Annotated in this window: 18 protein-coding genes; 6 read left to right on the top strand and 12 right to left on the bottom strand. The window is 65.5% G+C overall.

The features are described 5' to 3' along the window. Window positions 1-8: 8 nt before the first annotated feature. Entirely contained in the window at window positions 9-1,745 is a 1,737-nt protein-coding gene (gene gadC, locus QNN99_RS06805) for a glutamine/gamma-aminobutyrate antiporter GadC (protein ID WP_229965678.1), read from the top strand. Further along, window positions 1,742-2,692, top strand: a complete 951-nt coding sequence (glsA, locus tag QNN99_RS06800) for a glutaminase A (protein ID WP_229965677.1) — start codon at window positions 1,742-1,744, stop codon at window positions 2,690-2,692. The genes gadC and glsA overlap by 4 nt, the downstream gene beginning before the upstream one ends. Before the next feature lie 21 nt (window positions 2,693-2,713). On the opposite strand, the gene QNN99_RS06795 is transcribed toward glsA, so the two are convergent. Genes QNN99_RS06795 through QNN99_RS06785 form a run of 3 tightly spaced genes read right to left on the bottom strand, consistent with a single transcriptional unit; the run spans window position 2,714 to window position 6,313 of the window. After that, entirely contained in the window at window positions 2,714-3,478 is a 765-nt protein-coding gene (locus QNN99_RS06795) for an IclR family transcriptional regulator domain-containing protein (RefSeq protein WP_229965676.1), read from the bottom strand. A gap of 20 nt (window positions 3,479-3,498) precedes the next feature. Then, window positions 3,499-5,403 (bottom strand): bifunctional sugar phosphate isomerase/epimerase/4-hydroxyphenylpyruvate dioxygenase family protein, encoded by a 1,905-nt coding sequence (locus tag QNN99_RS06790; RefSeq protein ID WP_229965675.1) that lies wholly within the window; start codon window positions 5,401-5,403, stop codon window positions 3,499-3,501. Window positions 5,404-5,416: 13 nt separating this feature from the next. Continuing rightward, complete coding sequence (locus tag QNN99_RS06785) at window positions 5,417-6,313, bottom strand: shikimate dehydrogenase (protein ID WP_229965674.1); 897 nt, start codon at window positions 6,311-6,313, stop codon at window positions 5,417-5,419. 256 nt (window positions 6,314-6,569) lie between these two features. On the opposite strand from QNN99_RS06785, the gene QNN99_RS06780 reads away from it, so the two are divergent. Then, window positions 6,570-7,877, top strand: a complete 1,308-nt coding sequence (locus QNN99_RS06780; protein WP_229965673.1) for an MFS transporter — start codon at window positions 6,570-6,572, stop codon at window positions 7,875-7,877. Here the strand turns inward: QNN99_RS06780 and QNN99_RS06775 are convergent. Further along, complete coding sequence (locus QNN99_RS06775) at window positions 7,874-8,635, bottom strand: SDR family NAD(P)-dependent oxidoreductase (protein ID WP_229965672.1); 762 nt, start codon at window positions 8,633-8,635, stop codon at window positions 7,874-7,876. The two genes, QNN99_RS06780 and QNN99_RS06775, sit on opposite strands and share 4 nt — an antisense overlap. Further along, window positions 8,635-10,296 (bottom strand): ABC1 kinase family protein, encoded by a 1,662-nt coding sequence (locus QNN99_RS06770; protein WP_229965671.1) that lies wholly within the window; start codon window positions 10,294-10,296, stop codon window positions 8,635-8,637. Before QNN99_RS06770 ends, QNN99_RS06775 begins: the two co-directional genes overlap by 1 nt. A gap of 147 nt (window positions 10,297-10,443) precedes the next feature. On the opposite strand from QNN99_RS06770, the gene QNN99_RS06765 reads away from it, so the two are divergent. Next, window positions 10,444-12,762, top strand: a complete 2,319-nt coding sequence (locus tag QNN99_RS06765; RefSeq protein ID WP_229965670.1) for a glycoside hydrolase family 3 C-terminal domain-containing protein — start codon at window positions 10,444-10,446, stop codon at window positions 12,760-12,762. A gap of 2 nt (window positions 12,763-12,764) precedes the next feature. On the opposite strand, the gene QNN99_RS06760 is transcribed toward QNN99_RS06765, so the two are convergent. Both QNN99_RS06760 and QNN99_RS06755 read right to left on the bottom strand, forming a co-directional pair. Then, window positions 12,765-13,814 (bottom strand): SDR family NAD(P)-dependent oxidoreductase, encoded by a 1,050-nt coding sequence (locus QNN99_RS06760; protein ID WP_229965669.1) that lies wholly within the window; start codon window positions 13,812-13,814, stop codon window positions 12,765-12,767. 249 nt (window positions 13,815-14,063) lie between these two features. Further along, complete coding sequence (locus QNN99_RS06755; protein WP_229965668.1) at window positions 14,064-14,513, bottom strand: acyl-CoA thioesterase; 450 nt, start codon at window positions 14,511-14,513, stop codon at window positions 14,064-14,066. 404 nt (window positions 14,514-14,917) lie between these two features. Between QNN99_RS06755 and QNN99_RS06750 the strand changes: the two genes are divergently transcribed. Continuing rightward, a complete protein-coding gene (locus QNN99_RS06750; RefSeq protein WP_229965667.1) occupies window positions 14,918-15,094 on the top strand; it encodes a hypothetical protein in 177 nt (58 codons plus the stop codon). Between the two features lie 278 nt (window positions 15,095-15,372). Here the strand turns inward: QNN99_RS06750 and QNN99_RS06745 are convergent, their stop codons facing one another. From QNN99_RS06745 to QNN99_RS06725, 5 genes are all read right to left on the bottom strand, one after another. After that, entirely contained in the window at window positions 15,373-15,993 is a 621-nt protein-coding gene (locus QNN99_RS06745) for a hypothetical protein (RefSeq protein ID WP_229965666.1), read from the bottom strand. 282 nt (window positions 15,994-16,275) lie between these two features. Then, window positions 16,276-16,839, bottom strand: coding sequence for a sigma factor (locus QNN99_RS06740; RefSeq protein WP_229965665.1), 564 nt, complete (start codon window positions 16,837-16,839; stop codon window positions 16,276-16,278). A gap of 53 nt (window positions 16,840-16,892) precedes the next feature. Continuing rightward, window positions 16,893-17,225 carry a YciI family protein gene (locus QNN99_RS06735; RefSeq protein ID WP_229965664.1) on the bottom strand — a complete coding sequence of 111 codons (333 nt, stop codon included), beginning with the start codon at window positions 17,223-17,225 and terminating at the stop codon, window positions 16,893-16,895. A gap of 12 nt (window positions 17,226-17,237) precedes the next feature. Beyond that, window positions 17,238-17,837 carry a dihydrofolate reductase family protein gene (locus tag QNN99_RS06730; protein ID WP_229965663.1) on the bottom strand — a complete coding sequence of 200 codons (600 nt, stop codon included), beginning with the start codon at window positions 17,835-17,837 and terminating at the stop codon, window positions 17,238-17,240. A 134-nt stretch (window positions 17,838-17,971) separates the two neighbouring features. After that, on the bottom strand, window positions 17,972-18,235 hold the full coding sequence (locus QNN99_RS06725; protein ID WP_229965662.1) for a hypothetical protein: 264 nt from the start codon (window positions 18,233-18,235) through the stop codon (window positions 17,972-17,974). 301 nt (window positions 18,236-18,536) lie between these two features. Between QNN99_RS06725 and QNN99_RS06720 the strand changes: the two genes are divergently transcribed. Then, complete coding sequence (locus tag QNN99_RS06720) at window positions 18,537-20,339, top strand: bifunctional metallophosphatase/5'-nucleotidase (protein ID WP_229965661.1); 1,803 nt, start codon at window positions 18,537-18,539, stop codon at window positions 20,337-20,339. Window positions 20,340-20,345: the final 6 nt, after the last annotated feature.

Raw genomic sequence — 20,345 nt, 5'->3', positions numbered from 1 at the left:
TGAGTGGGATGAGTGATTCCACAGCATCAAACGGTTCTTCCGCAGCATCTGGTTCTTCCGCAGCAAACGGTTCAGCAACTCCACCAGGTCGATCCTCGAACGCCAAAGCGAAGCAGACCGCCAAGATCACCATCGGGGCCCTGGCCGTCATGAACATCGTGGCCGTGGTGAGCCTCCGCGGCCTGCCGGCCGAGGCCGAGTACGGACTCAGTTCCATTTTCTATTACGTGCTGGCCGCCGTGGTTTTCTTGATTCCCGTGTCCCTCGTTGCCGCGGAGCTGGCCACCGGCTGGCCGGAGCAGGGCGGCGTGTTCCGTTGGGTGGGTGAAGCGTTCGGCCCGCGCTGGGCCTTCGTTGCCATGTTCATGCTCTTCATCGAGGTCAGCATCTGGTTCCCGACGGTCCTTACCTTCGGGGCGGTGTCTCTGGCGTACACCGGGACCGACCAAAACCTGGACGCCCAGCTCTCGGGCAACAAGGCCTTTGTCCTGGCAGTGGTGCTGGTGGTCTACTGGCTGGCCACCTTCATTGCCTTCCGGGGCGCCGCCGCATTTTCCAAGGTTGCCCAGTGGGGCGGCATCATCGGCACCATCATTCCGGCCGCCGTCCTGATCGTGCTGGGGTTCTCCTACTACTTCGCCGGCAACACCCCGCAGATCCAGATGGGCTGGGGCGAACTCGTTCCGGACTTCTCCAACTTCTCCAACGTGGTGCTGGCCGCGAGCATCTTCCTGTTTTACGCCGGCATGGAAATGAACGCCATCCACGTCAAGGAAGTAAAGAATCCGACCCGCGATTATCCCATCGCAGTGCTGATCGCTGCCCTGGGAACGGTGGTGATCTTTGTCCTGGGCACCCTGGCCATTGCCTTTGTGGTGCCGCAGGCGGACATCAACCTCACCCAGTCCCTGCTGACGTCCTACAACGACATGTTCGAGTGGGCGGGCATCGGCTGGGCTGGCCCGATTATTGCGGCCATGCTGCTGATCGGGGTCCTCGCCGGCGTGGTGACCTGGGTGGCCGGTCCGTCCAGCGGTCTGCTGGCCGTGGCCAAGGCAGGCTATCTGCCCCGGTTCTGGCAGCGCACCAACAAGCACGGCATGGGAACGCACATCATGCTCTTCCAGGCCTTTGTGGTCACGGCTCTGGGACTGGTCTACGTGGTGCTGCCGTCAGTGCAGGCCGCCTACCAGATCCTGAGCCAGCTCACCGTCATCCTGTACCTGATCATGTACATGCTGATGTTCGGCGCCGCCATGTACCTGCGGTACACCCAGCCCAACCGGCCCCGGCCCTACCGGGTACCCGGCGGTGAAGCGGGCATGTGGGTGGTGGGCGGCCTTGGTTTCCTCGGTTCGCTGATGGCGTTTGTCTTCAGCTTCATTCCCCCGGACCAGATTTCCGTCGGGTCGCCCGTCCTGTACGTGGGCATCCTGGCGGGCGGAGCGGCCCTGTTCTTCATTCTGCCGCTGGTGATCTACGCCGTGCGCAAGCCGCATTGGCGGGATCCGAACAGCACCTTTGTGCCGTTTACCTGGCAGCTGGAGCACAGTCACCCCGGCGTCCAAACCCAGTCCTCGGTGGCGACTTCGGTCCTGACGGAGCAGGCGCTGGCCTCCGGCGCCATTCCGGAGACCGGTGCCCCCGCGGGAGAGACCGAGCCGCGGCCGGGAGCCGCCGCCGGAGACAAACCAAACCTTCGGCCCCGGCCGGGACCCGCCCTTGGAGGGAGCGGAGCACCATGATGCCGGAAAAGTCAGCCATCGCGTCCGCCGTCCGGACGGCCCATGCGGACCACGCCGGCGACACCGGCGGTGCCAACGCCAGTTACATTCCGTACCTGGCCTCGGTGGATCCCTCGCTGTTCGGCGTGTGCGTGGCAACGGCGGACGGCGACGTGTTCGAGGCGGGGGACGCCGGATTCGAGTTTGCCCTGGAATCGATTTCCAAGGTGTGCTCCATGGCTCTGGCCATGGAGCACACCGGGCTGCCCGAGTTCCATGACAAGGTGGGGGCGGATCCCACCGGTGAACCGTTCAACTCCGTTATTGCGTTAGCCCTGCATGGAGGCAAACCGCTCTCGCCGCTGGTTAACGCCGGTGCCATGTCCACAGTGTCGCTCATCCCGGCGGCCTCCGCAGATGAGCGGTGGCAGAAGATCCTGGCCATGCAAAGTGCCTTTGCCGGCCGGGACATCCTGCTCAGCGACGCCGTCAACGACTCCGAGCAGTCCACCAATTTCCACAACCGGGCGATCGCGTGGCTGCTCTACTCGAGCGGTTCCATGTACTCGGATCCAATGGAAGCGTGTGAGGTCTACACCCGGCAGTGCTCCACCTTGGTGACCACCAGGGACCTGGCCGTCATGGGCGCGACGGTAGCCGCCCGCGGACGCAACCCGGTCACGGGGAAGCAGGTGTTCGACCCGTCCCTGGTTCCGCCGATCCTGGCGGAAATGACCATGGAGGGCCTGTACACCTCTTCGGGAGACTGGGCCTATCGGGTAGGACTGCCGGGCAAGAGCGGCGTGGGCGGCGGCGTCCTGGCGATCATGCCCGGCACCCTCGCCATCGCGGCCTTCTCTCCGCCGCTGGACCCGGCGGGCAACAGCGTCCGGGCGCAGAAAGCGGTGGCCTCAGTGGCGGCGGCGCTGAAGCTGAACATTTACAACGCGACGGATTTTGCGCCATAGCGTGTTTCGCACAGCAGCTTCCTAGCGGATGCTGAGGTCGGCGGTGATCCGTTCCGCCGCCGCCTTCAGCCGGGGCACCACGCTCTCCTCCACCGACAGGTGCGGGTCCCGGTGCATCTGCAGGGACACGTTGGCGGCTGCCACGACGGTCCCGGCACGCGAGACGGGCACGGCGACGCCGCGCAGCCCGCCCTCGAGTTCGTCGGCGACCCGGGCCCAGCCGCGCCGGCCGGCCAGCTCCACTTCGGCCCGGAGTTCGTCCAGGGTCGACACTGAGTGCGGAGTGAAGGCCTGGAATTCCACGGCGTTCAGATGGGCTTCGCGTGCCTCGGGTTCCAGGGCGGCGATCAGCACCCGGCCCATGGACGTGGCCCAGGCAGGAAAGCGCGTCCCGACATGCACCGAAACATGCACCAGGCGCGGCGGCGCCACCCGGGCCACGTACACCACATGCATGCCGTCCAAAATGCACAGGGAGGTGGTTTCGCCCAGCTCGGCCGCCAGCGTCTTGAGGTGGGGTTCAGCCAGCGAGGGCAGCGAGAGAGTGGCCAGGAAAGCCGATCCAATGTCCAGGGACCGCGGAGCCAGCGCAAAGAGCGGCCCCTCGCAGCTGAGATACCCGAGATCGCACAGGGTCATCAGGAACCGGCGGGCCGAGGCCCGGCTCAGGTCGGCAGCCGCAGCCACCGCGCTCACGCTCAGCTGCGGATGTTCCGGGGTGAACGACTGCAGCACGGCAAGGGTTTTCTCCACCGACTTTACGTAGTATCCGTCTTCCGCCCCCATGCCGCCCATCTTATACGCTCCTATGCGCCGCCCCTGCGGGCTCGCTGGTACTGGGCGGCCAGGCGCACGGGGGCGTTGGGCGCGCCGTACCCGTCGTAGGAACGGCGGCGTTCCACCACCTCGAAGAACACGTTCCCAACAGTCGCCGTGTAGAAGTGCAGGAACTCGCCGTCGCCGTCGCGGTCGTACAGCAGGTTCAGGGACTGCAGGGTCCGCAGCAGGTCCGGGTCCAGCCGGAACCGGGCCCGCAGGTCCTCGTAGTAGTTGGCCGGAATGGGCAGGAACTTCAGCCCCCGCTGCCGGGCCATCCGGGCCAGGGACACCACATCGCTGCAGGCGAAGGCGACGTGCTGCGGATAGTCGGCGCCGCCGTCGGGCCCGCCGCCCTCCAGCGCCAGCGGGGCGATGTTCAGGGCCAGGCGAACCCTGCCGTCACTGCTGCACATCACCTGGCTGCGCACCAGTCCCATCGGGCTGGGCACCTCCTGCGACGCGCGGGGCACCAGGGAGAGCGTGGACTCGTAGAAGAGCACCGCTTCGTCGAAGTGCTGCCAGGGCTGGGAGAGGTTGATGTGGTCAACATGGGTGATCAGTCCGTCGGCAGCGGGTCCTGCGCCCCAGGCAGCCGACTCCCGCGCATCCTGCGGAACACCGAATTCCTCCGCCCAGGCGACGGTTCCGTCCGGGGTGCTCTCGCAGAGGAAAATCTCGGTGGAATCCGGCGCTGAAACTGCCTGGAGCACCGCTTCGTCGGCCTGGCTGCGCCGGCTGACCGGCACGGCCTTCAGCTGCACCGCCCGCGAGGCCGCCGCCAGCGGATCCTGCACATCAAGCCCCAGGGCGGAGATCCCCGGCGCCATGCCCTTGGCCTGCTGCTGGTTGATGATCACGCGTGCCGCTCCGGCACTCCACAGCTGGACCGGCTTGGTGCGGTGCCGCCCTTCGCAGCGGAAGCCCAGCTGGTGCAGCAGCTCTTCCACGGCGCCGGTATTCTCCGCTTTGACCTCGGCGAAGTTGAAGCCTGTCGGCTCGGCAACGGCGGGCAGCGTGGCGAGGTCCATGGGATAGCTGCGGGAGGCCGGGTTGTGCTCCGCCGCATCATGCTCCGCCAGATGGACTGACGTCCGTTCGCCCAGCCAAATGAGGGACCGCATGGCATCGACGGCGGTGCGCTGCTCGGCCGTCTGCCGGAACACGTCGTTGAAAATCTCCAGGGACACCGGACCGTCATAGCCGCTGCGGACCAGATGCGCCATGAAGCCGGTGAGGTCGAAGGCGCCTTCGCCGGGGAACACCCGGTAGTGGCGGCTCCAGGAGAGCACGTCCATGGACAGCTCCGGGGCGTCCGCCAGCTGAACGAAAAAGATCTTCTCAGCCGGGATCTTCTCGATGCCGGCGGGATCCCAGCGGCGGGAGAGAATGTGGAAGCTGTCCAGGCAGGTGCCGACATTGGGATGGTCGGCCAGGTCCACGATCCGCTGGGCGTGCTCGAAGTCGTTCACGAACCGGCCCCAGGCGAGCGCTTCGTAGGCGAGCCGGACGCCGTAGCGGGCCGCCAACTCCCCCATGCGGCGCAGCTGGGAGGCAGCGACGTCGTCGTCGTCCACAGTGGCCGTGGCGACATTGCTGCAGACCAGCATGGTGTCGATGCCCAGGCGGTTCATCAGCTCAAACTTGGCCTCGGCCCGGTACAGGTTGTCTTCGAGGAGGTCCTCGCTGACGCCTTCAAAGTCGCGGAACGGTTGGAACAGGTCCAGGCTCAGGCCCAGCCTGGCGGCCAGGTCGCGGATCTCCTCGGGACTGGCCGGCGAGACAATCAGGTCCTGTTCAAAAATCTCGATGCCGTCGAACCCCGCCTCCGCGCAGGCCCGCATCTTTTCTTCGAGCGTGCCGCTCAGGCACACCGTGGCAATGGATGTCCGCATGTTTGCCTCTCCCCTACAGTCCGCGCTCGATGAGATCCAGGAAATGGGTCCGCATCCGGTCCGCATCGGGGCGGATGCCGGTGATCAGCTCGAAGGCATCCACGGCCTGGCCCACCGCCATGTAACCGCCGTCGAGCACCGCGCAGCCCTTGGCCCGGGCGCCGAGAACCAGTTCAGTTTCGAGCGGCCGGTACACGACGTCGGCCACCCACTGCCGCGGCGCCAGCAGGTCCAGATCCAGCGGCAGCCCGGGGTGGGAGTGCATGCCCACCGGCGTGGCATGGACCAGCCCGTCAGCTTCGGCCAGGACCTCCGGGAGGTTGGAGCTCTCCGCGGCGGTTACGGTTTGATCGGGGAAAAGCCGGCCCAGCGCGGCGGCGCGTTCACTTGCCCGCCCGTAGTCCAGGTCGATCAGGGTCAGGTGAGTTGTCCCGGCCTTCAGCAGCGCATAGGCGACGGCGGCGCCGGCACCGCCGACTCCCAGCTGCACCACGCGGTCCAGGACCGCATCGGGCAGTCCCGAGGCCAGTGCCGTTGCGAAGCCGGAAAAGTCGGTGTTGTGGCCGACGAATTTGCCGTCCCGGATCAGGACGGTGTTCACGGCGCCAAGGCTCCGGGCGTCGTCGGACACCTCGTCGAGGTACTGCAGGACCAGCTGCTTGCAGGGGTGGGTGATATTAAAGGCGTTGAAGCCCAGGTCCCGGCCGCGGAGCAGCAGCTCCTGCAGTTGGACGCCCGGGTCGATCTCCGGGTTCGCCGGGTCCGGCGCCAGCGCGGAGAGGTCAACGGGCCGGTAAAGATAGCGCAGGCCCAGGTGGTCAGCCTCCTGCTCATGCATGGGCGGTGAGAGGGACGGAGTAACCCCTTCGCCGATGAGGCCGACCAAATAGGATTCCGAGGGGCTGCTCACAGGTTGCATCCTTCCGCGCTGCGGGACGGGCACCTGCCCGCGCTGTTCGTCGTGTGACTATTCGTCATGTTGCTGTTCGTCGTGTTGCTGTTCGTCATGTTGCAGAGTAACCACGTTGCCGCACCCTGCCGTTGTGAGCTACATTACTGGAGATGTTCGAATTCTGCACACCTGTGCGCCTAGCGCACATCAGCAACTGAACGAACCTGCGCACAGCACCGTCACCCGACAGCGCATCCCATCTACAGGAGACCCCATGACCGAGACCGTCCCGGCCGGCAAGACGCAGGCCAAGACACCCAAAAAGGCAGCGGCCGCCAGTTTCATGGGCAGCGCCGTCGAATACTACGACTTCTTTATTTTCGGAACAGCGGCCGCGCTGATCTTTCCGCAGGTCTTCTTTCCGGACTCCAGCGCGCAGGCCTCCGTCATGTCGCTGGCAACCTTCGGCTTTGCCTACATTGCCCGCCCGGTGGGCGCCGTGGTGCTGGGCCACTTCGGGGACCGGGTGGGGCGCCAGAAGGTGCTGATGTTCACGCTGGTCCTGATGGGCGCCTCCACCTTCCTGATCGGCTGCCTCCCCAGCTTCGACGTCATCGGCTGGTGGGCCCCCGTCCTGCTGGTGCTGTGCCGGCTGATGCAGGGCCTGTCCGCAGCGGGCGAGCAGGCCGGAGCCAGCTCCCTCACGCTTGAGCACGCACCGGACAACCGCCGCTCCTTCTTCACCTCCTGGACCCTCACCGGCACGCAGGGCGGACAGATCCTTGCCGCCCTGGTCTTCATCCCCGTGCTGACGCTGCCGGACGAGATCAAGTACGGCATCGGCTGGCGCATTCCGTTCTGGCTCAGCGCCGTCGTTGTCGTCGTCACGTACTTCATCCGCCGTTCGCTGCACGAGACCCCCACCTTCGCCGCAGCCAAGGCCAACAACGAGATCTCCAAGCTCCCCGTCAAGGACCTGCTGGCGCACCACTGGCGCGACGTGCTCCGCGTGATCTGCTGCGCGTTCATCGCTGCGGTGTCCACGGTCTACGGAACGCTGGCGATCAAATACGGCACGGAAGTGGGCAACGTCGACGCCAGCATCACGCTCTGGCTCGTGGTGGCCGGCAACGTCGTCGCCCTGGGCACGCAGCCGCTCTTCGGCAACCTGTCGGACCGGATCGGCCGCAAACCGGTGTTCATCTACGGCGCGCTGTCCTCCGCGGCGATCATGCCGTTCTACCTGCTGTCGATGGAGTCAGGCAACACCCTCCTGCAGTTCGCGCTCTCCGTGGCTGTCTTCTCCGGCGGTTACGCTGCGGCCAACGCCGTCTGGCCGTCCTTCTACGCTGAGATGTTCAGCGCCAAGGTCCGCTTCTCAGGCCTGGCCATCGGCACCCAGCTCGGCTTCCTGATGGCGGGCTTCGCCCCGTCCATCGTGGCTGCGCTGGGCGGACTGGAACCCGGCGGCTGGGTTGTCATCAGCATGTTCACCGCCGCGATCAGCCTGATCGCCTCGATCTCCGCCCTCACGGCCAAGGAGACCTATAAGACGCCGACGGCGGAGCTGGGCAAGCGCTAAAGCTGGATGCCCCGGGACAGTCCGCCGTCCACCAGGATGTTAGCCCCCGTGACCCGTGAGGCGCGGGGGCTGGCGACGAAGGCGACGACGTCGGCCACCTCCGCGGGGGTGCCCATCCGCCCGCTGGGGTTCCGGGCAAGCGCGGCCTCGAAGGTGGCGGGGTCCCGTTCCTCCATGGCAGCCCAGTAGCTGCCCGAATAGTACGTGTTGCCGGCGCTCACGGTGTTGGCCCGGATGCCCAGTCCCGCGAGCCTGACGGCGAGGCCCGCAATGTACCCGGCCACCGCCGTCTTGGCCGTGGCATACGGGCCGGCCGCAAAATCGACCTCCCGCCCCGAGACGTTGGAAAGGGCAACGATCGACGGCGCGGTGCTGAGTTCCAGGTGCGGCAGTGCCGCCTTGACCAGCCGAACCGTGCCCATCAGGTCAACGGTCAGGGACAGCCCCCAGTTTTCATCCGTGTCATCCAGGGCCGTGGCGCTCACGGCGGAGACCACTATGTCGATGCCGCCGAAAATCACCGCCGATTCGCTGACCCACTTGGCCACGGCCCCGGGATGAATCACGTCCACGACGGAGCCTTCAACACCCCCGGCCGATTCCGACAGCTGTTCTTCAAGCACCCCCACTTGATAGCCCGTGCGGGCGCAAAACGCGACGTTGGCGCCTTCCCTCGCGAATTCCTCCACCACGGCACGGCCGATTCCCCTGGTACCGCCCGCCACCAGGACCGTCAGGCCGGCCAGCGACAGATCCATCAGTAGCCCCTGATCCGCTGCTTGCGCGCGGTCCAGGCCAGATATCCGCCCAGGGCGCCGGTGGAGGCAAGTCCTGCGGTCATCAGCGGGGCCTGCCAGGATTTCCAGCGTTCGGTGTCGCCCAGCGTCAGCTCGCCCACGCCCCGGATGAAGGCCGCCGCAAAAACGGCAGCCACCATCCGGTTGCCGACCCGCTCCAGCCGGCCCACCAGCGGAGAGAGTTCCTCCGCCCGCAAGTGCACCTCCAGTCCTTCAAAATCGAGGGTGTTCATCAGCCGGCGCAGCTGGTCCGGCAACTCGGCGCCCAGCTCCAGGGTTTCGGCGCCTGCCTGGCCCAGGCGCCGGGCGAAGGCCACCGGATTCAGCTGCTGCAGCGTCATCCGCCGGGCATAGGGGCCGAGGGTTTGGCCCATGCTGAAGTCCGGATCCAGCACCTCCCCCATGCCCTCGGTCATGATCAGCATGCGCAGCAGCAGCGCCATCTCCCGCGGCAGCTGCAGGTGATGGCTCCGGACGACGCCCAGGGCCCCGTTGATGATGCGGCCCACGGGCGCGTTTCCCAGCGTCCGCCCCGCATACAGACGGATCAGCTGCTGCAGGTCAAGGCGCAGCCGCAGGCGGTCCACCCGGCGGGTCCTGACGCACATCCGGATCAGCGCTGAGGCCATCCGGTCCGGATCCTTCCGGATAACGGCGATGAAGAGGGCGGAGAGCTGCGCGCGAAACTTGTCATCGACCTCCCCCACCATGCCGAAGTCGATGAGCCCGATCCGGCCGCCGTCCTGCACGAAAATGTTTCCCGGATGCGGATCGGCATGGAAGAAACCGTCGTCGAAAACCATTTTCATTTCCGCGTCGGCGGCCGTTACGGCGAGCGCCCTGCGGTCGATCCCGGCCGCATCCAGGGCCGCGGTGTCGGTGACCTTCAGCCCGTGGAGCCGCTGCTGCGTGAGGACGGTCGAGGTGCTGAACTCCTCATAAACAGCCGGAATTGTCACGGCGGGGTTGTCTTCGAAGTTCAGGGCGAACCGCCTGGCGTTGCGGCCCTCCTGGGCGTAGTCCAGTTCCGAGCGCAGCGTATCGGCAAACTCATCCATCAGGCCCTGGACGTCATAGTCGCGGGCCGCTTCCCAGTGCTTTCCCGCATACCCGGCCAGGCTCTGCAGAATATCCAGGTCCTCGTTCACCTCTTCATCGACGCCGGGCCGGCGGATCTTCACCACGACGCCGATGTCTCCGGGCAGCCGGGCAGCGTAGACCTGGCCGATGGAGGCGCTGGCCAGCGGGATGGTGTCGAAGGACGCGAACCGTGCCAGCACGTCCTCGCCCAGCGCTCCCTGCAGCACCGGGTGAATCTGCTCCCAGGGCACGGGCTCGGCGCTGTCCTGCAGTTTGGCCAGCTCCTTCTGGTAGCGCGGGGGCAGCAGATCCTGACGGGTGGAAAGCAGTTGGCCCAGCTTGATGAAGGTGGGCCCCAGCTCCTCCAACGCCCGGCGCAGGTACTCGGGGCTGCTGGCCGGCTGCTCGGGCCGGTCCCCCGGCTGAGCCTTGCGCCGGAACGGAAGACGGGCTTCCAAACCGGAAGCGGAGACCAGGTACCCCAGTCCGTTGCGGTACAGGATTTCGGCAATCTGCTTGTAGCGGTCGAGGTGGGTCTTCACACGTTGGCTCCCTCCCGGCGGCGTGCCGTGAGCACTGCGGCCGTACTGAAACCCTACGGCCGCCCGGGTGGATGGAACAGGGTTTGCCGACCCTTTCGCCGGTCCGGGCGGCGGCTTAGACTCGAAGCCCGCCGATGAGGGAGGCACATGGAAACTCCAGCCATGCCGGACCTGACGCTGAAGGAAAAGATCGGACTGCTGTCCGGGGCCGGGTTTTGGGAAACCGCTGCGCTTCCCGGGCACGGCATCCGGTCCCTGGTTCTGTCCGACGGCCCGCACGGCATTCGGCGGCCGGCCGGCACCGCCGACGGCCTGGAACCGGGCGACTCCCATCCCGCCACCTGCTTTCCGGCGGAATGCGCGACGGCGTGCTCCTGGGACCGCAGCCTGCTCGCGGAACTGGGCACCGCCGTCGCACGCGAGGCCCGCGCCCAGGGCGTGGATGTCCTGCTCGGACCGGGCCTGAACATCAAGCGAACCCCGCTGTGCGGACGGAATTTCGAGTACTTCTCAGAAGACCCGCTGCTCGCCGGTGAACTCGGTGCAGCCTGGACGGCTGCCGTTCAGGCGGCCGGGGTGGGCGCCAGCCCCAAGCACTTCGCTGCGAACAACCAGGAAGCGGATCGGATGCGGGTGGACGCCGTGGTTGACCAGCGGACCCTGCACGAAATCTATTTGCGCGCCTTCGAGATCGTGGTCCGCACGGCCGGACCGTGGACTGTCATGGCGGCGTACAACAAGGTCAACGGGCTGCATGCCGCCGAGAATCCGTGGCTGCTCGGAACCGTGCTGCGCGACACCTGGGGCTACGAGGGGGCAGTGATATCGGACTGGGGTGCGGTGACCGACCGTGCGGCCGCGCTCGCCGCCGGACTGGATCTGGAGATGCCGGCCAGCGGTGGCCTGGGCGCTCAGGAACTATCCACCGGCCTCGATGCCGGCACCGTCACTGAGCAGCAGGTTGATACGGCGGTGGAGCGGATCCTGGCGCTGGTGCGCCGCGCGTCGGTCCAACCCGGTCCGGCGCAGCACGATTCAGGGCAGCCAGATTCAGGGCAGCCAGGCAGCGCAGCTGCTGACTATGCCGCCCACCACGAGCTGGCCCGCCGGGCAGCTGCCGCTTCCATGGTCCTGCTGCAGAACGACGGCGGGATCCTTCCGCTCTCCCCCGGGGGCAGCCTGGCGGTGATCGGCGAGCTGGCCCGCACACCGCGGTACCAGGGCAGCGGGTCCTCGCGGGTCCATCCGGTGCATCTGGTGACGCCCCTGGCCGCGCTGGCGGACCAGGTGCCGGATCTGCTCTTCGAGCCCGGCTATGTCCTCTCCGCGGACTCGCCCTGCGCCGAGGAGGATTTGGCGGACATGGCCGCGGCGGCCGCAGCGGCGGCTGACACCGCCGTCGTCTTCCTGGGCCTGCCCGAAACCGCCGAGTCCGAGGGGTTTGACCGCACGACGCTGGAGCTGCCCGGTCCCCAGCTGGAGCTGCTGGACGCTGTTGTCACAGCGAATCCGCGGACCATTGTGGTGCTTTCGAACGGCGGCGCGGTGACCACGGAATGGGCGGCTGCCGTGCCGGCCGTCCTCGAGGCCTGGCTGCCGGGCGAGGCCGGCGGAAGCGCCGTGGCCGATGTGCTGCTGGGACGGGCGGAGCCGGGCGGGCGGCTGGCCGAAACGATTCCGCACCGGCTGGCTGACACCGCGGCTTACGGCAACTACCCCGGCGAGGACGGGGCGGTCCGGTACGGCGAGGGCCTGCTGGTGGGCTACCGCTGGTACGACACCCGCGGTTTCGCAGTGGCCTTTCCCTTCGGCCACGGGCTCTCCTACACCACCTTCGAGTACTCGGAGCTGGAGGTCAGCACTGTCGGCGCCGGCGCCAGCCAGCTGGTCCATGCCGATCTGACCCTCACCAATGCCGGCAGCCGCAGCGGCAGCGAAGTGGTGCAGCTGTATGCCGGAGCGCCCGACGACGACGGCCGGCAACGTCCGCTGCGGGAACTGCGCGGTTTCGAGAAGGTGCAGCTGGAGCCCGGCGAATCGCGCCGCGTGTCATTTCGCCTTGACGTCCGGACGCTCTCCCGGTGGGATCCCGGCACCGGGACCTGGGTGGCGGATGCCGGTGAATACCGGCTTGAAGTGGGTGCTTCCTCCAGGGACATCCGATTGTCCGGAGCCGCCGCCCTGGACGGCACGGTGCCGGTGTCCGAACTGACCACCGGCTCCCCGATCGCCGAGTGGCTGGCCGATCCGGATGCGGCGGCAGTTCTGGTGGACGCGCTCAGCGCTCCGGCGTCGGCGTCTGTGTCGGATTCCGCACCGGAGTCCGGCGCCGCAGGACTCCCCGCGTCCCTGGCCCTGGTGGGAAGCATGCCGCTGAACCGGCTGGCCCGGTTCCCCGGCAGCCCGATCACGCCGGCCCTGCTCCAACGGCTCGAAGCTGAACTCCGGGCGCGCCGCGGCGGGTGACGTCAGGCGACGCCCCAGCCTTCGTCAGCCGGCAGGATGGCGCCGGTGACGTTGGCGGCGTCGTCGCTGAGCAGGTAGGTCATGGGTGAGGCGATCTGCGCTGCCTCCACCTCGGGTGAGGTGAGCGAAGCGGTCGGCAGCGGCCCGGCGCCGCCGAGTGAGCCATAGTTGGACTCCAATGCGGTCTTGGTTGGCCGTGGAATCACTGCGTTCACGCGGATGCCGCGCGGACTGTAGATGAAGGCCGCGCTGCGGGTCATGCCGATGACAGCGTGCTTGGACGCCGTGTAGGCCGCACCGGCGATGGAGCCGCGCAACCCCGCCTGGGAGGAAACGTTCACAATCGAGCCGGCGCCGCGGGAGAGCATCAGCGGGATGATCGCCCGGGACACACGAAACGGGCCGTCAACGTTGATGCGGAAGACGCTCTCCCAGAGTTCGTCCTCCACCTCGTGCAGGGCCACCATGTTGTCGGCGATCCCGGCCACCACGGCGAGGCAGTCCACCCGCCCCCTTGCCTGAACCGCTATCTTGTTGACATCTGACTGGCTGGAGATGTCAGCGACGATGCCGGTGATGCCCAGCTCCGGGTTCTCCTCCAGGAGGGCCTCCATCCGCAGCGTGCTGAGATCAATCGCCAGTACCTGTCCCCCCTCACGGGCCACCCGCAGGGCAGTCGCACGGCCGATCCCGGAGGAAGCACCGGTCACCACCACGGTTTTGCCGTCGAACCGGCCCTCGATGATGGGCTCTTCCCAATCGTTGGGTGCCTGCGGCGCCGCGGATGGAAACAGGTGCGAGGTAGCCGGCGGCACGGTTGGTTCATCCCTGAGCCGGTTGGCCGCATGCACCATCAGGTCCAGGTACTCAGGCGTCACCGCGCCGTGGCTCAGCGACATCAGGGAGGAAAGCGGAAGCTTCCGGATCGCGTAGAGGGCACGGGCGTCAGGGCTGCGGCGGGCGAGCAGGTCGATAAGGACGGTGCGGCCGGCCGGATCGTCCAGCCACTCGCCGATCAGGGATTCGGTACCGAGGTGACGGGGGTTCGGCATGCAGGCTCCGTTCCGTACCGGCCGCGGAGCGGGCTGCAGTGGTGCGGTGCCAGCTTGCCCGGCGCGAGCTTTGCCCGGCGCTGCCGGACTTGCTTTGAGTGGCGTTGCTGCTCCGTCGAGTATTTCACAGGGGGCCTTTCCCTGCCTGCCCTGCGGGTCCGTTCAGGGGTCCACCGGGCCAAAAAGGCAGGGGAAACGACGCCGCAACCCGGCGTTTCTTAGGTCTCCTCCTCAGGCGTTCCCCGGGTCTTACCTGGCGCTTTCTAGGCGTCCGCCTTCAAGCGGGGGAAGGTTGCCGCTGGGCAGCCGGTCCCGGTCGTAAGTGATCTCGGTGAAGCCGTGCGGGGCGGGTGCGCCTTCCGCGTCAAGGCTTACGAACACGATGCGGTCAATCGTCAGGATGCTTCGACGCGTGACCATGTTGCGCACTTCGGCCCGCATCGTCAGTGACGTCCGGCCGAACTTCGTGGCACGCAGGCCCATCTCGATCATGTCGCCCTGCTGGGCGGAGCTGACGAAGTTGATCTCCGACATGAACTTGGTGACCACGCGGCCGTTGCCCATTTGGAGGATGGCGTAAATTGTTGCTTCTTCATCGATCCATCGCAGAAGGCTGCCGCCGAACAGTGTGCCGTTCGCGTTGAGGTCTTCGGGACGGACCCACTTCCGGGTGTTGAAATTAATGTTTTCGAGGTCCATATTTCAAGACTATCGAGGCGGCCGGGCCGGGTTTGGCCGGGTGTGACGGAGCAGATGGACCGAGGTCACACCGGGTGGGGAAGGCGCCGGCTGCCGCCGGGCGGTGGCGCGCGTCGACACTCCAGCCGGTGAGCGAAAACACCCGTTCAGGACGGAACGGGTTCCTCCCCGGGGGACCGTCTGGGGGCCTTTACCGTCAGGCTGGACGCATTTAGGTAAGTAGTACGCGGCCGGCCCCCTGCTAACCCCGCGTGGTGACCTTAGAAAGGATCGGCTTACGGACATAAGAACGATACGCATCCTCCTGACACGGCTGGATGCGCGACTAATATCGCGGGCCACAATGCACGGTGCTGCTACGGTGTAGCACTCCGAACGGACAGAATCACCGACCAAGGAGACCAATGACCGACCACATCAACCGTAGGCATGCCCGTTGGATCCTGCTCGCCATTACCATCGTCGGTCTCGCGGTAGCGGCCGTCAGCTACAGCTACTTAATTTCCAGCAATTGCGGATCATCAAGTGCCAATGAGTTCTTCTCCGACGCCCGTGCCTTCCATAGCCAGGCCGGATGCTAAATTTGGCGGCTTTGCTTAGCCAGAACAGACATAGGTTCGTTTCGCTCCCTCAGCCAACAGCTCGGAGCCTGTCTGCCACAGGCGACATTAGCTAGAAACTCAAAACCGTCAGCAACTGCAGAGTGCCCGACGTGCCATCGCGGACATGACCGGGTCTGCATCGATGGTGGTCAATGGCTGGTGGCCAAAGACCATGACCGAAGGGGCATCTAGGCGTCCTGCAAAGGGGTCCTTCACCGGAACAGCGGTATCCAGTGGACCCGTCAGCGGGCAACTCGTCAATCGCCCGCGCTCGGCGGCAGATAATCTCGATCGGCTCTCACCGACACAGTGTCGAGTCGGGGATCGTTTATCAGTTGCCGAAAGATGGGTAGCTCGGCGGCAACGATCAACGAGTCCGGGTATAGCCGACCACCCCATGCGAGACGCCGTTCGGCATCCCACGCAAACTCCGGGACCCTTCGTCCGGCCTTGACATCGTCAGGACTGAGGCGTGCCTCGAAGTATTCCTCCCCGAACACGCGCCTAGGCGAGCTGGTGTGTGGGGCTTCTCCGTAGCCCATCCAACGGAGACATTGAAGCTCGACAACACCAATCGCATCACGAAGGGCGTTCGCGGTTTCTTCATCCAACACACCCATGCAGGAGACGAGACCGCGAACGGAAGGCTGTTCCTCGGCGATGCCTGCGGTCGCTTCAAACCAATCCAGCGAGGCAGAATGATCTTCTACCGAGACGTACCGGGACCATCGCACAATGTCTTTGCCGTCATCGAGAGTGGGGTCTCGAAATGGAAGGTAAAGGCGCAGTATCGATAGTCCACGATGCGTTGCCGGGATGAAATCGCGCGCCTGAGTGACCCATCCTGACTCTTCCAGACCCCAGCTCTCCTCGCCCACCCGGCAATCGTAGCTGGGCGGGTGCGTCAGAAGTCGAGTCCATAGATATCAGGAGTCGCAGTCACTGGCCTGATTTGTCAGCGTGATCACCGCCGACATTGACTTCATCCGGTCCCACAGAGCATCTGGCATGGAGCTCCCTCGGCAGTGTCGAGAACATTGAGGCTGTTCTACTCGCTGGGACTGACCTCGTACTGGCATTCAGGGGAGATAATCCGAGCTTCCGTGTATTCGACTGCGCACAGGTGCACGCGCTGAAAATCGCCGAACTTGCCCAAACCGTCAGACCGTCTCGTTCATGACGGTGTCAGGGCCGGACGCGAGATAGCCCTCGTTGAAGATCAGGAAGAGTACTGCGAGCACCCCCGACACTCGGCCGGGCAGATCCTCGGCCGCCGGCACGCGGTACGGGATGTGGGCGGCTGCGATCTTGGCCTTGGCTCGAGTGATGCGGGCGCCCATCGTGGTGTCCTGCACCAGGAACGCGCGGGCGATCTCGGGCACGCTCAGTCTGCCGATCATCCGCAGCGTCAGTGCCACACGTGCCTCCATCGAAAGCGCCGGATGGCAGCAGATGAAGAGCAGCCGAAGCCGGTCGTCGTCGATCACGCCGACTGGGTCGGGCTCTGCGTCGTACAGGAGCTTCGCCTCCGTGTGTCTCGCGTCGCGCCTGCTCTCGCGCCGGATCCGGTCAATCGCCTTGCGGCTCGCTGTCGTGGTGAGCCAGGCGCCAGGGTTGGGCGGTATGCCGTCCACCGGCCAGCGCTCCGTGGCGATCGCGAAGGCTTCCGCGGCCGCGTCCTCGGCAGTGTCGAGATTCCCGAACCGCCTGGCGGTTGTCGCCACGACCCGTGCCCACTCGTCTCGGTGGGCGCGGGTCAAGGCGTCCTGCGCGTCGATCAGGGATCCGACAGGAGGGGCCGCACCTCGAGCCGACGGTTGCAGGCTTTCGAGCCCTCGCACACCAGCTTGAGGGCGACGTCCAGGTCAGGCGCGTCGATGATCCAGAATCCGGCGGCCCACTCCGTGGCTTCGATGAACGGTCCGTCGGTGAAGACCGGCCCGTCGCCGCGCCCGTCGATCACGGTCGAGACCGTCGGGTCGGCGAGGCCGGCGGCGAACACCCAGTGGCCGCCGGTGACCAGCTTCTCGTTGAAGGCGTCGATCGCGACAGCCTCTTGGACGGTGCCCGATTCGCTGCGGTAGTCGATGACATTGACCAGGTATTGCATGGCTTGGTCCTCTCAGGCGTAGCTGGGGCGGCCGGTGAGCCGGTAGGTGTGAGCGAGGACACCGGTCGGGAACGCCCGCGTCTCGACCAGTTCGAGACCGAAGTCTTTGCCTTGCTGCGGGAACAGCCGAAGGCCGTCTCCCACGATGACCGGGCACACGATGAGGTTGATCTCGTCGACGAGTTCGTTCTCGAGCAGCCAGCGCGCCAGCACGCCGCTGCCCACGACCACCAGCTCGCCTCCCGGCTGTGCCTTCAGTTCCCTGATGCCCGCGGCGATATCCCCCGAGATCACCGTCGTGTTCTTCCACGCCGGGTCGGTCAGGGTGTTGGACACGACGTACTTCGGCCGAGGATTCATCGCGCCCGAAAACGGGTTCGAGTCGTCGGCCTGACCACCCCAGTAGCTCGCGAACAGTCCGAACGTCTTGCGGCCGAGCAGGAACGCGTCCGCGCGCTGCCACGTCGAAGCGATGTACGCGGCCGACTCCTTGTCGCCGGTCGGGATGGCCCAGCCGCCGCGCGCAAAACCGGGGTCGAGCTCGTCATTGTTGCCGCCATTTGCCTGCATGACGCCGTCGACGCTGACCTGGATCGAGATCGTGAGATTCATGGTATTGCTCCCTTGTTCCGAGTCACCTCTGGGGGCGGCTTCACACGACACCCGAGCTATCTCTATGTTCAGGTCTCGCAAGACGTTCGGCTACCTCGACGAAGAGATATCAACGAGATGCCGGCGATCGAGGGTCAGTCGATCGCTGCGGTTTCACCGGGGTCAGAGTGCCCGCGCCCGCCGGTCCCAATCGGCCCTCTTGGCCTCTTCCTCTTGCTCTTCCTCTTCCTCTTCCTCTTCCTCTTCCTCTCCTCTTCCTCTTGCCAGAAATGGCCGTCATGATGACGAACGTACAAAAGGAAACCAAGGAACGCTGCACTCAGGATCAAACCCCGCGAGAGATAGGTAATTCCCCAGCTCCCAAACAGTCCCACGACCAGATTCCCGACTATCATCACCAACTGCAGTTTCGCGTCAGCAGCGACGAGTGGAGTACGAGCAGGTTGGAGCGCAGCGACGAGCAATCGCGGCCATGCCGCAGCGCCGTCAATAGAATTGGTTTGACCGCGGTGCGTCGACCGGTTGAGACCACCGTCGATTCCTTTCCCTGCCAACCGTTTCCTTCCTCATTCTTCGGCACATTTTGTCATCTGGAAGAAAAAGCTGCAGGAATGGCGCCTTGCCTCTTCCGGAAGGGGCCCGATACCTGTAGACGTTCTGAAGGAGAAATTTCCAAACACCTTTGAGGAGCTGGTTTCATTGCCGTTCACATCTGCCCACGGACGACGGGGAGCGGTCGCCGTGACCGCCGCCGCGGCCCTCTGCCTCGTCTGGGTGACCCCGTCCGCCGCAGCACCGCCGGAGCCTGCCGGCAAGGGCAAGGAAAAAACCACCAGGGTCACGGTTCTGGGTACGTCTGATCTGCACGGGTACATCGAAAACTGGGATTATTTCAAGGACGGTGAATACGACGACGCCGCGCACAACGACGTCGGATTGGCAAAAATCTCCACGCTGGTGGATTCCGTGCGCACCGACCGGGGACCGGCCTCGACCCTGCTCATCGATGCGGGCGACACGATCCAGGGCACGTCGCTGACTGATTATTACGCGAACACTGAACCAATTACGGAGACCGGGGAAATCCATCCCATGGCCGCCGCGATGAACGCGATGGAATACGATGCCGCAGCGCTGGGGAATCACGAATTCAATTACGGTTTGGATCTGCTGCGCACTTTTGAAAGCCAGCTCGACTTCCCGCTGCTCGGCGCGAACGCCGTGGAGCAGGCAACGGGAAATCCGGCCTTTACTCCCTACGTCATCAAGACCGTGAAAACCAAGGGCAACAAACCGGTTCGGATCGGCATCCTGGGCCTCACCAACCCCGGTGTTGCCATCTGGGACAAGAACAATGTCGAGGGAAAGTTGGAGTTCCCCGGCATTGTGGAACAGGCGCAAAAGTTCGTACCGGAGATGAAGGCCCGGGGAGCCGACGTCGTCGTTGTCAGTTCCCATTCAGGAACTTCCGGGACCTCCTCCTACGGGTCTGACCTGCCGCTGGAGAACGCCTCCACGCAGTTGGCCGAGACCGTGCCCGGGATCGACGCCATTTTGGTGGGCCACGCGCACCAGGAAATACCGGAGCACTTCATCACCAACAAAGTGACCGGAGACCAGGTGCTTTTGACCGAGCCGCTGAACTGGGGCATGCGGCTTTCCGTGATGGACTTTGAACTGACCAAGGTGCGCGGCCAGTGGGACGTGACTTCGGCGTCGTCGACCCTGCTGAACGCCAACACGGCTGAAGCGGACCCGGAAATCTCGGCGCTGGTTGCCGAGCAGCACCAGCGCGTCATCAATTACGTCAACACACCGGTGGGTACCGCCACCGAAACGATGTCGGCCGTGGAATCACGTTACCGTGACACCGCAGTCATGGACTTCGTGAACCATGTGCAGGCACAGGCTGTGGGCGCCGGCCTCAGCGGCGGACCCGATGCCGACCTTCCGGTGCTCTCCATTGCCGCGCCCTTCAGCCGCACGGCCGAAATCCCCGCCGGCCCCGTCACCATCCGCGACTTGGCCGGCCTCTATGTCTTTCCCAACACCCTCTTTGCTGTCGAGATGACGGGCGCTGAGGTGAAGGAATACCTCGAGTACTCAGCGAAGTACTTCGCGCAGACTGCGCCGGACTCGCCGGTGGATCCGGAAACGCTCACGAACGCGGGCGGAACACCTGACTACAACTACGACATGATGTCCGGGGTTTCCTACGACATCGATATCAGCAGGCCCGTGGGAGAGCGGATCCTCAACCTGAGCTACAACGGCGCACCGGTCGAACCCGGCCAGCGGTTTGCTGTCGCCACCAACAACTACCGCCAGTCCGGCGGCGGGAACTTCCCGCACATCGCCACCGCGCCGGTACTCCTGAACCAGCAGACGGAGATCCGCCAGCTGCTCATCGACTTCGTGGTTGCCCAGGGAACCGTCGACCCCGCCGCGTTCGCTGAAAACAATTGGCGCCTGGTCCGCAACGGGGTGCCGGTTTTCGAGTAAATTGGC

The sequence above is a fragment of the Arthrobacter sp. zg.Y820 genome (genome assembly GCF_030125555.1).
In the GTDB taxonomy this organism is placed as follows: domain Bacteria; phylum Actinomycetota; class Actinomycetes; order Actinomycetales; family Micrococcaceae; genus Arthrobacter_B.
This window is presented reverse-complemented; position numbering and strand designations above follow the sequence as displayed.

Bases quoted from the DNA above. Each gene is read 5' to 3' on its own strand.
- gadC (WP_229965678.1), top strand. From the start codon at position 9: ATGAGTGATTCCACAGCATCAAACGGTTCTTCCGCAGCATCTGGTTCT.
- glsA (WP_229965677.1), top strand. From the start codon at position 1,742: ATGATGCCGGAAAAGTCAGCCATCGCGTCCGCCGTCCGGACGGCCCAT.
- QNN99_RS06795 (WP_229965676.1), bottom strand. From the start codon at position 3,478: ATGGGGGCGGAAGACGGATACTACGTAAAGTCGGTGGAGAAAACCCTT.
- QNN99_RS06790 (WP_229965675.1), bottom strand. From the start codon at position 5,403: ATGCGGACATCCATTGCCACGGTGTGCCTGAGCGGCACGCTCGAAGAA.
- QNN99_RS06780 (WP_229965673.1), top strand. From the start codon at position 6,570: ATGACCGAGACCGTCCCGGCCGGCAAGACGCAGGCCAAGACACCCAAA.
- QNN99_RS06775 (WP_229965672.1), bottom strand. From the start codon at position 8,635: ATGGATCTGTCGCTGGCCGGCCTGACGGTCCTGGTGGCGGGCGGTACC.
- QNN99_RS06765 (WP_229965670.1), top strand. From the start codon at position 10,444: ATGGAAACTCCAGCCATGCCGGACCTGACGCTGAAGGAAAAGATCGGA.
- QNN99_RS06760 (WP_229965669.1), bottom strand. From the start codon at position 13,814: ATGCCGAACCCCCGTCACCTCGGTACCGAATCCCTGATCGGCGAGTGG.
- QNN99_RS06755 (WP_229965668.1), bottom strand. From the start codon at position 14,513: ATGGACCTCGAAAACATTAATTTCAACACCCGGAAGTGGGTCCGTCCC.
- QNN99_RS06750 (WP_229965667.1), top strand. From the start codon at position 14,918: ATGACCGACCACATCAACCGTAGGCATGCCCGTTGGATCCTGCTCGCC.
- QNN99_RS06735 (WP_229965664.1), bottom strand. From the start codon at position 17,225: ATGCAATACCTGGTCAATGTCATCGACTACCGCAGCGAATCGGGCACC.
- QNN99_RS06730 (WP_229965663.1), bottom strand. From the start codon at position 17,837: ATGAATCTCACGATCTCGATCCAGGTCAGCGTCGACGGCGTCATGCAG.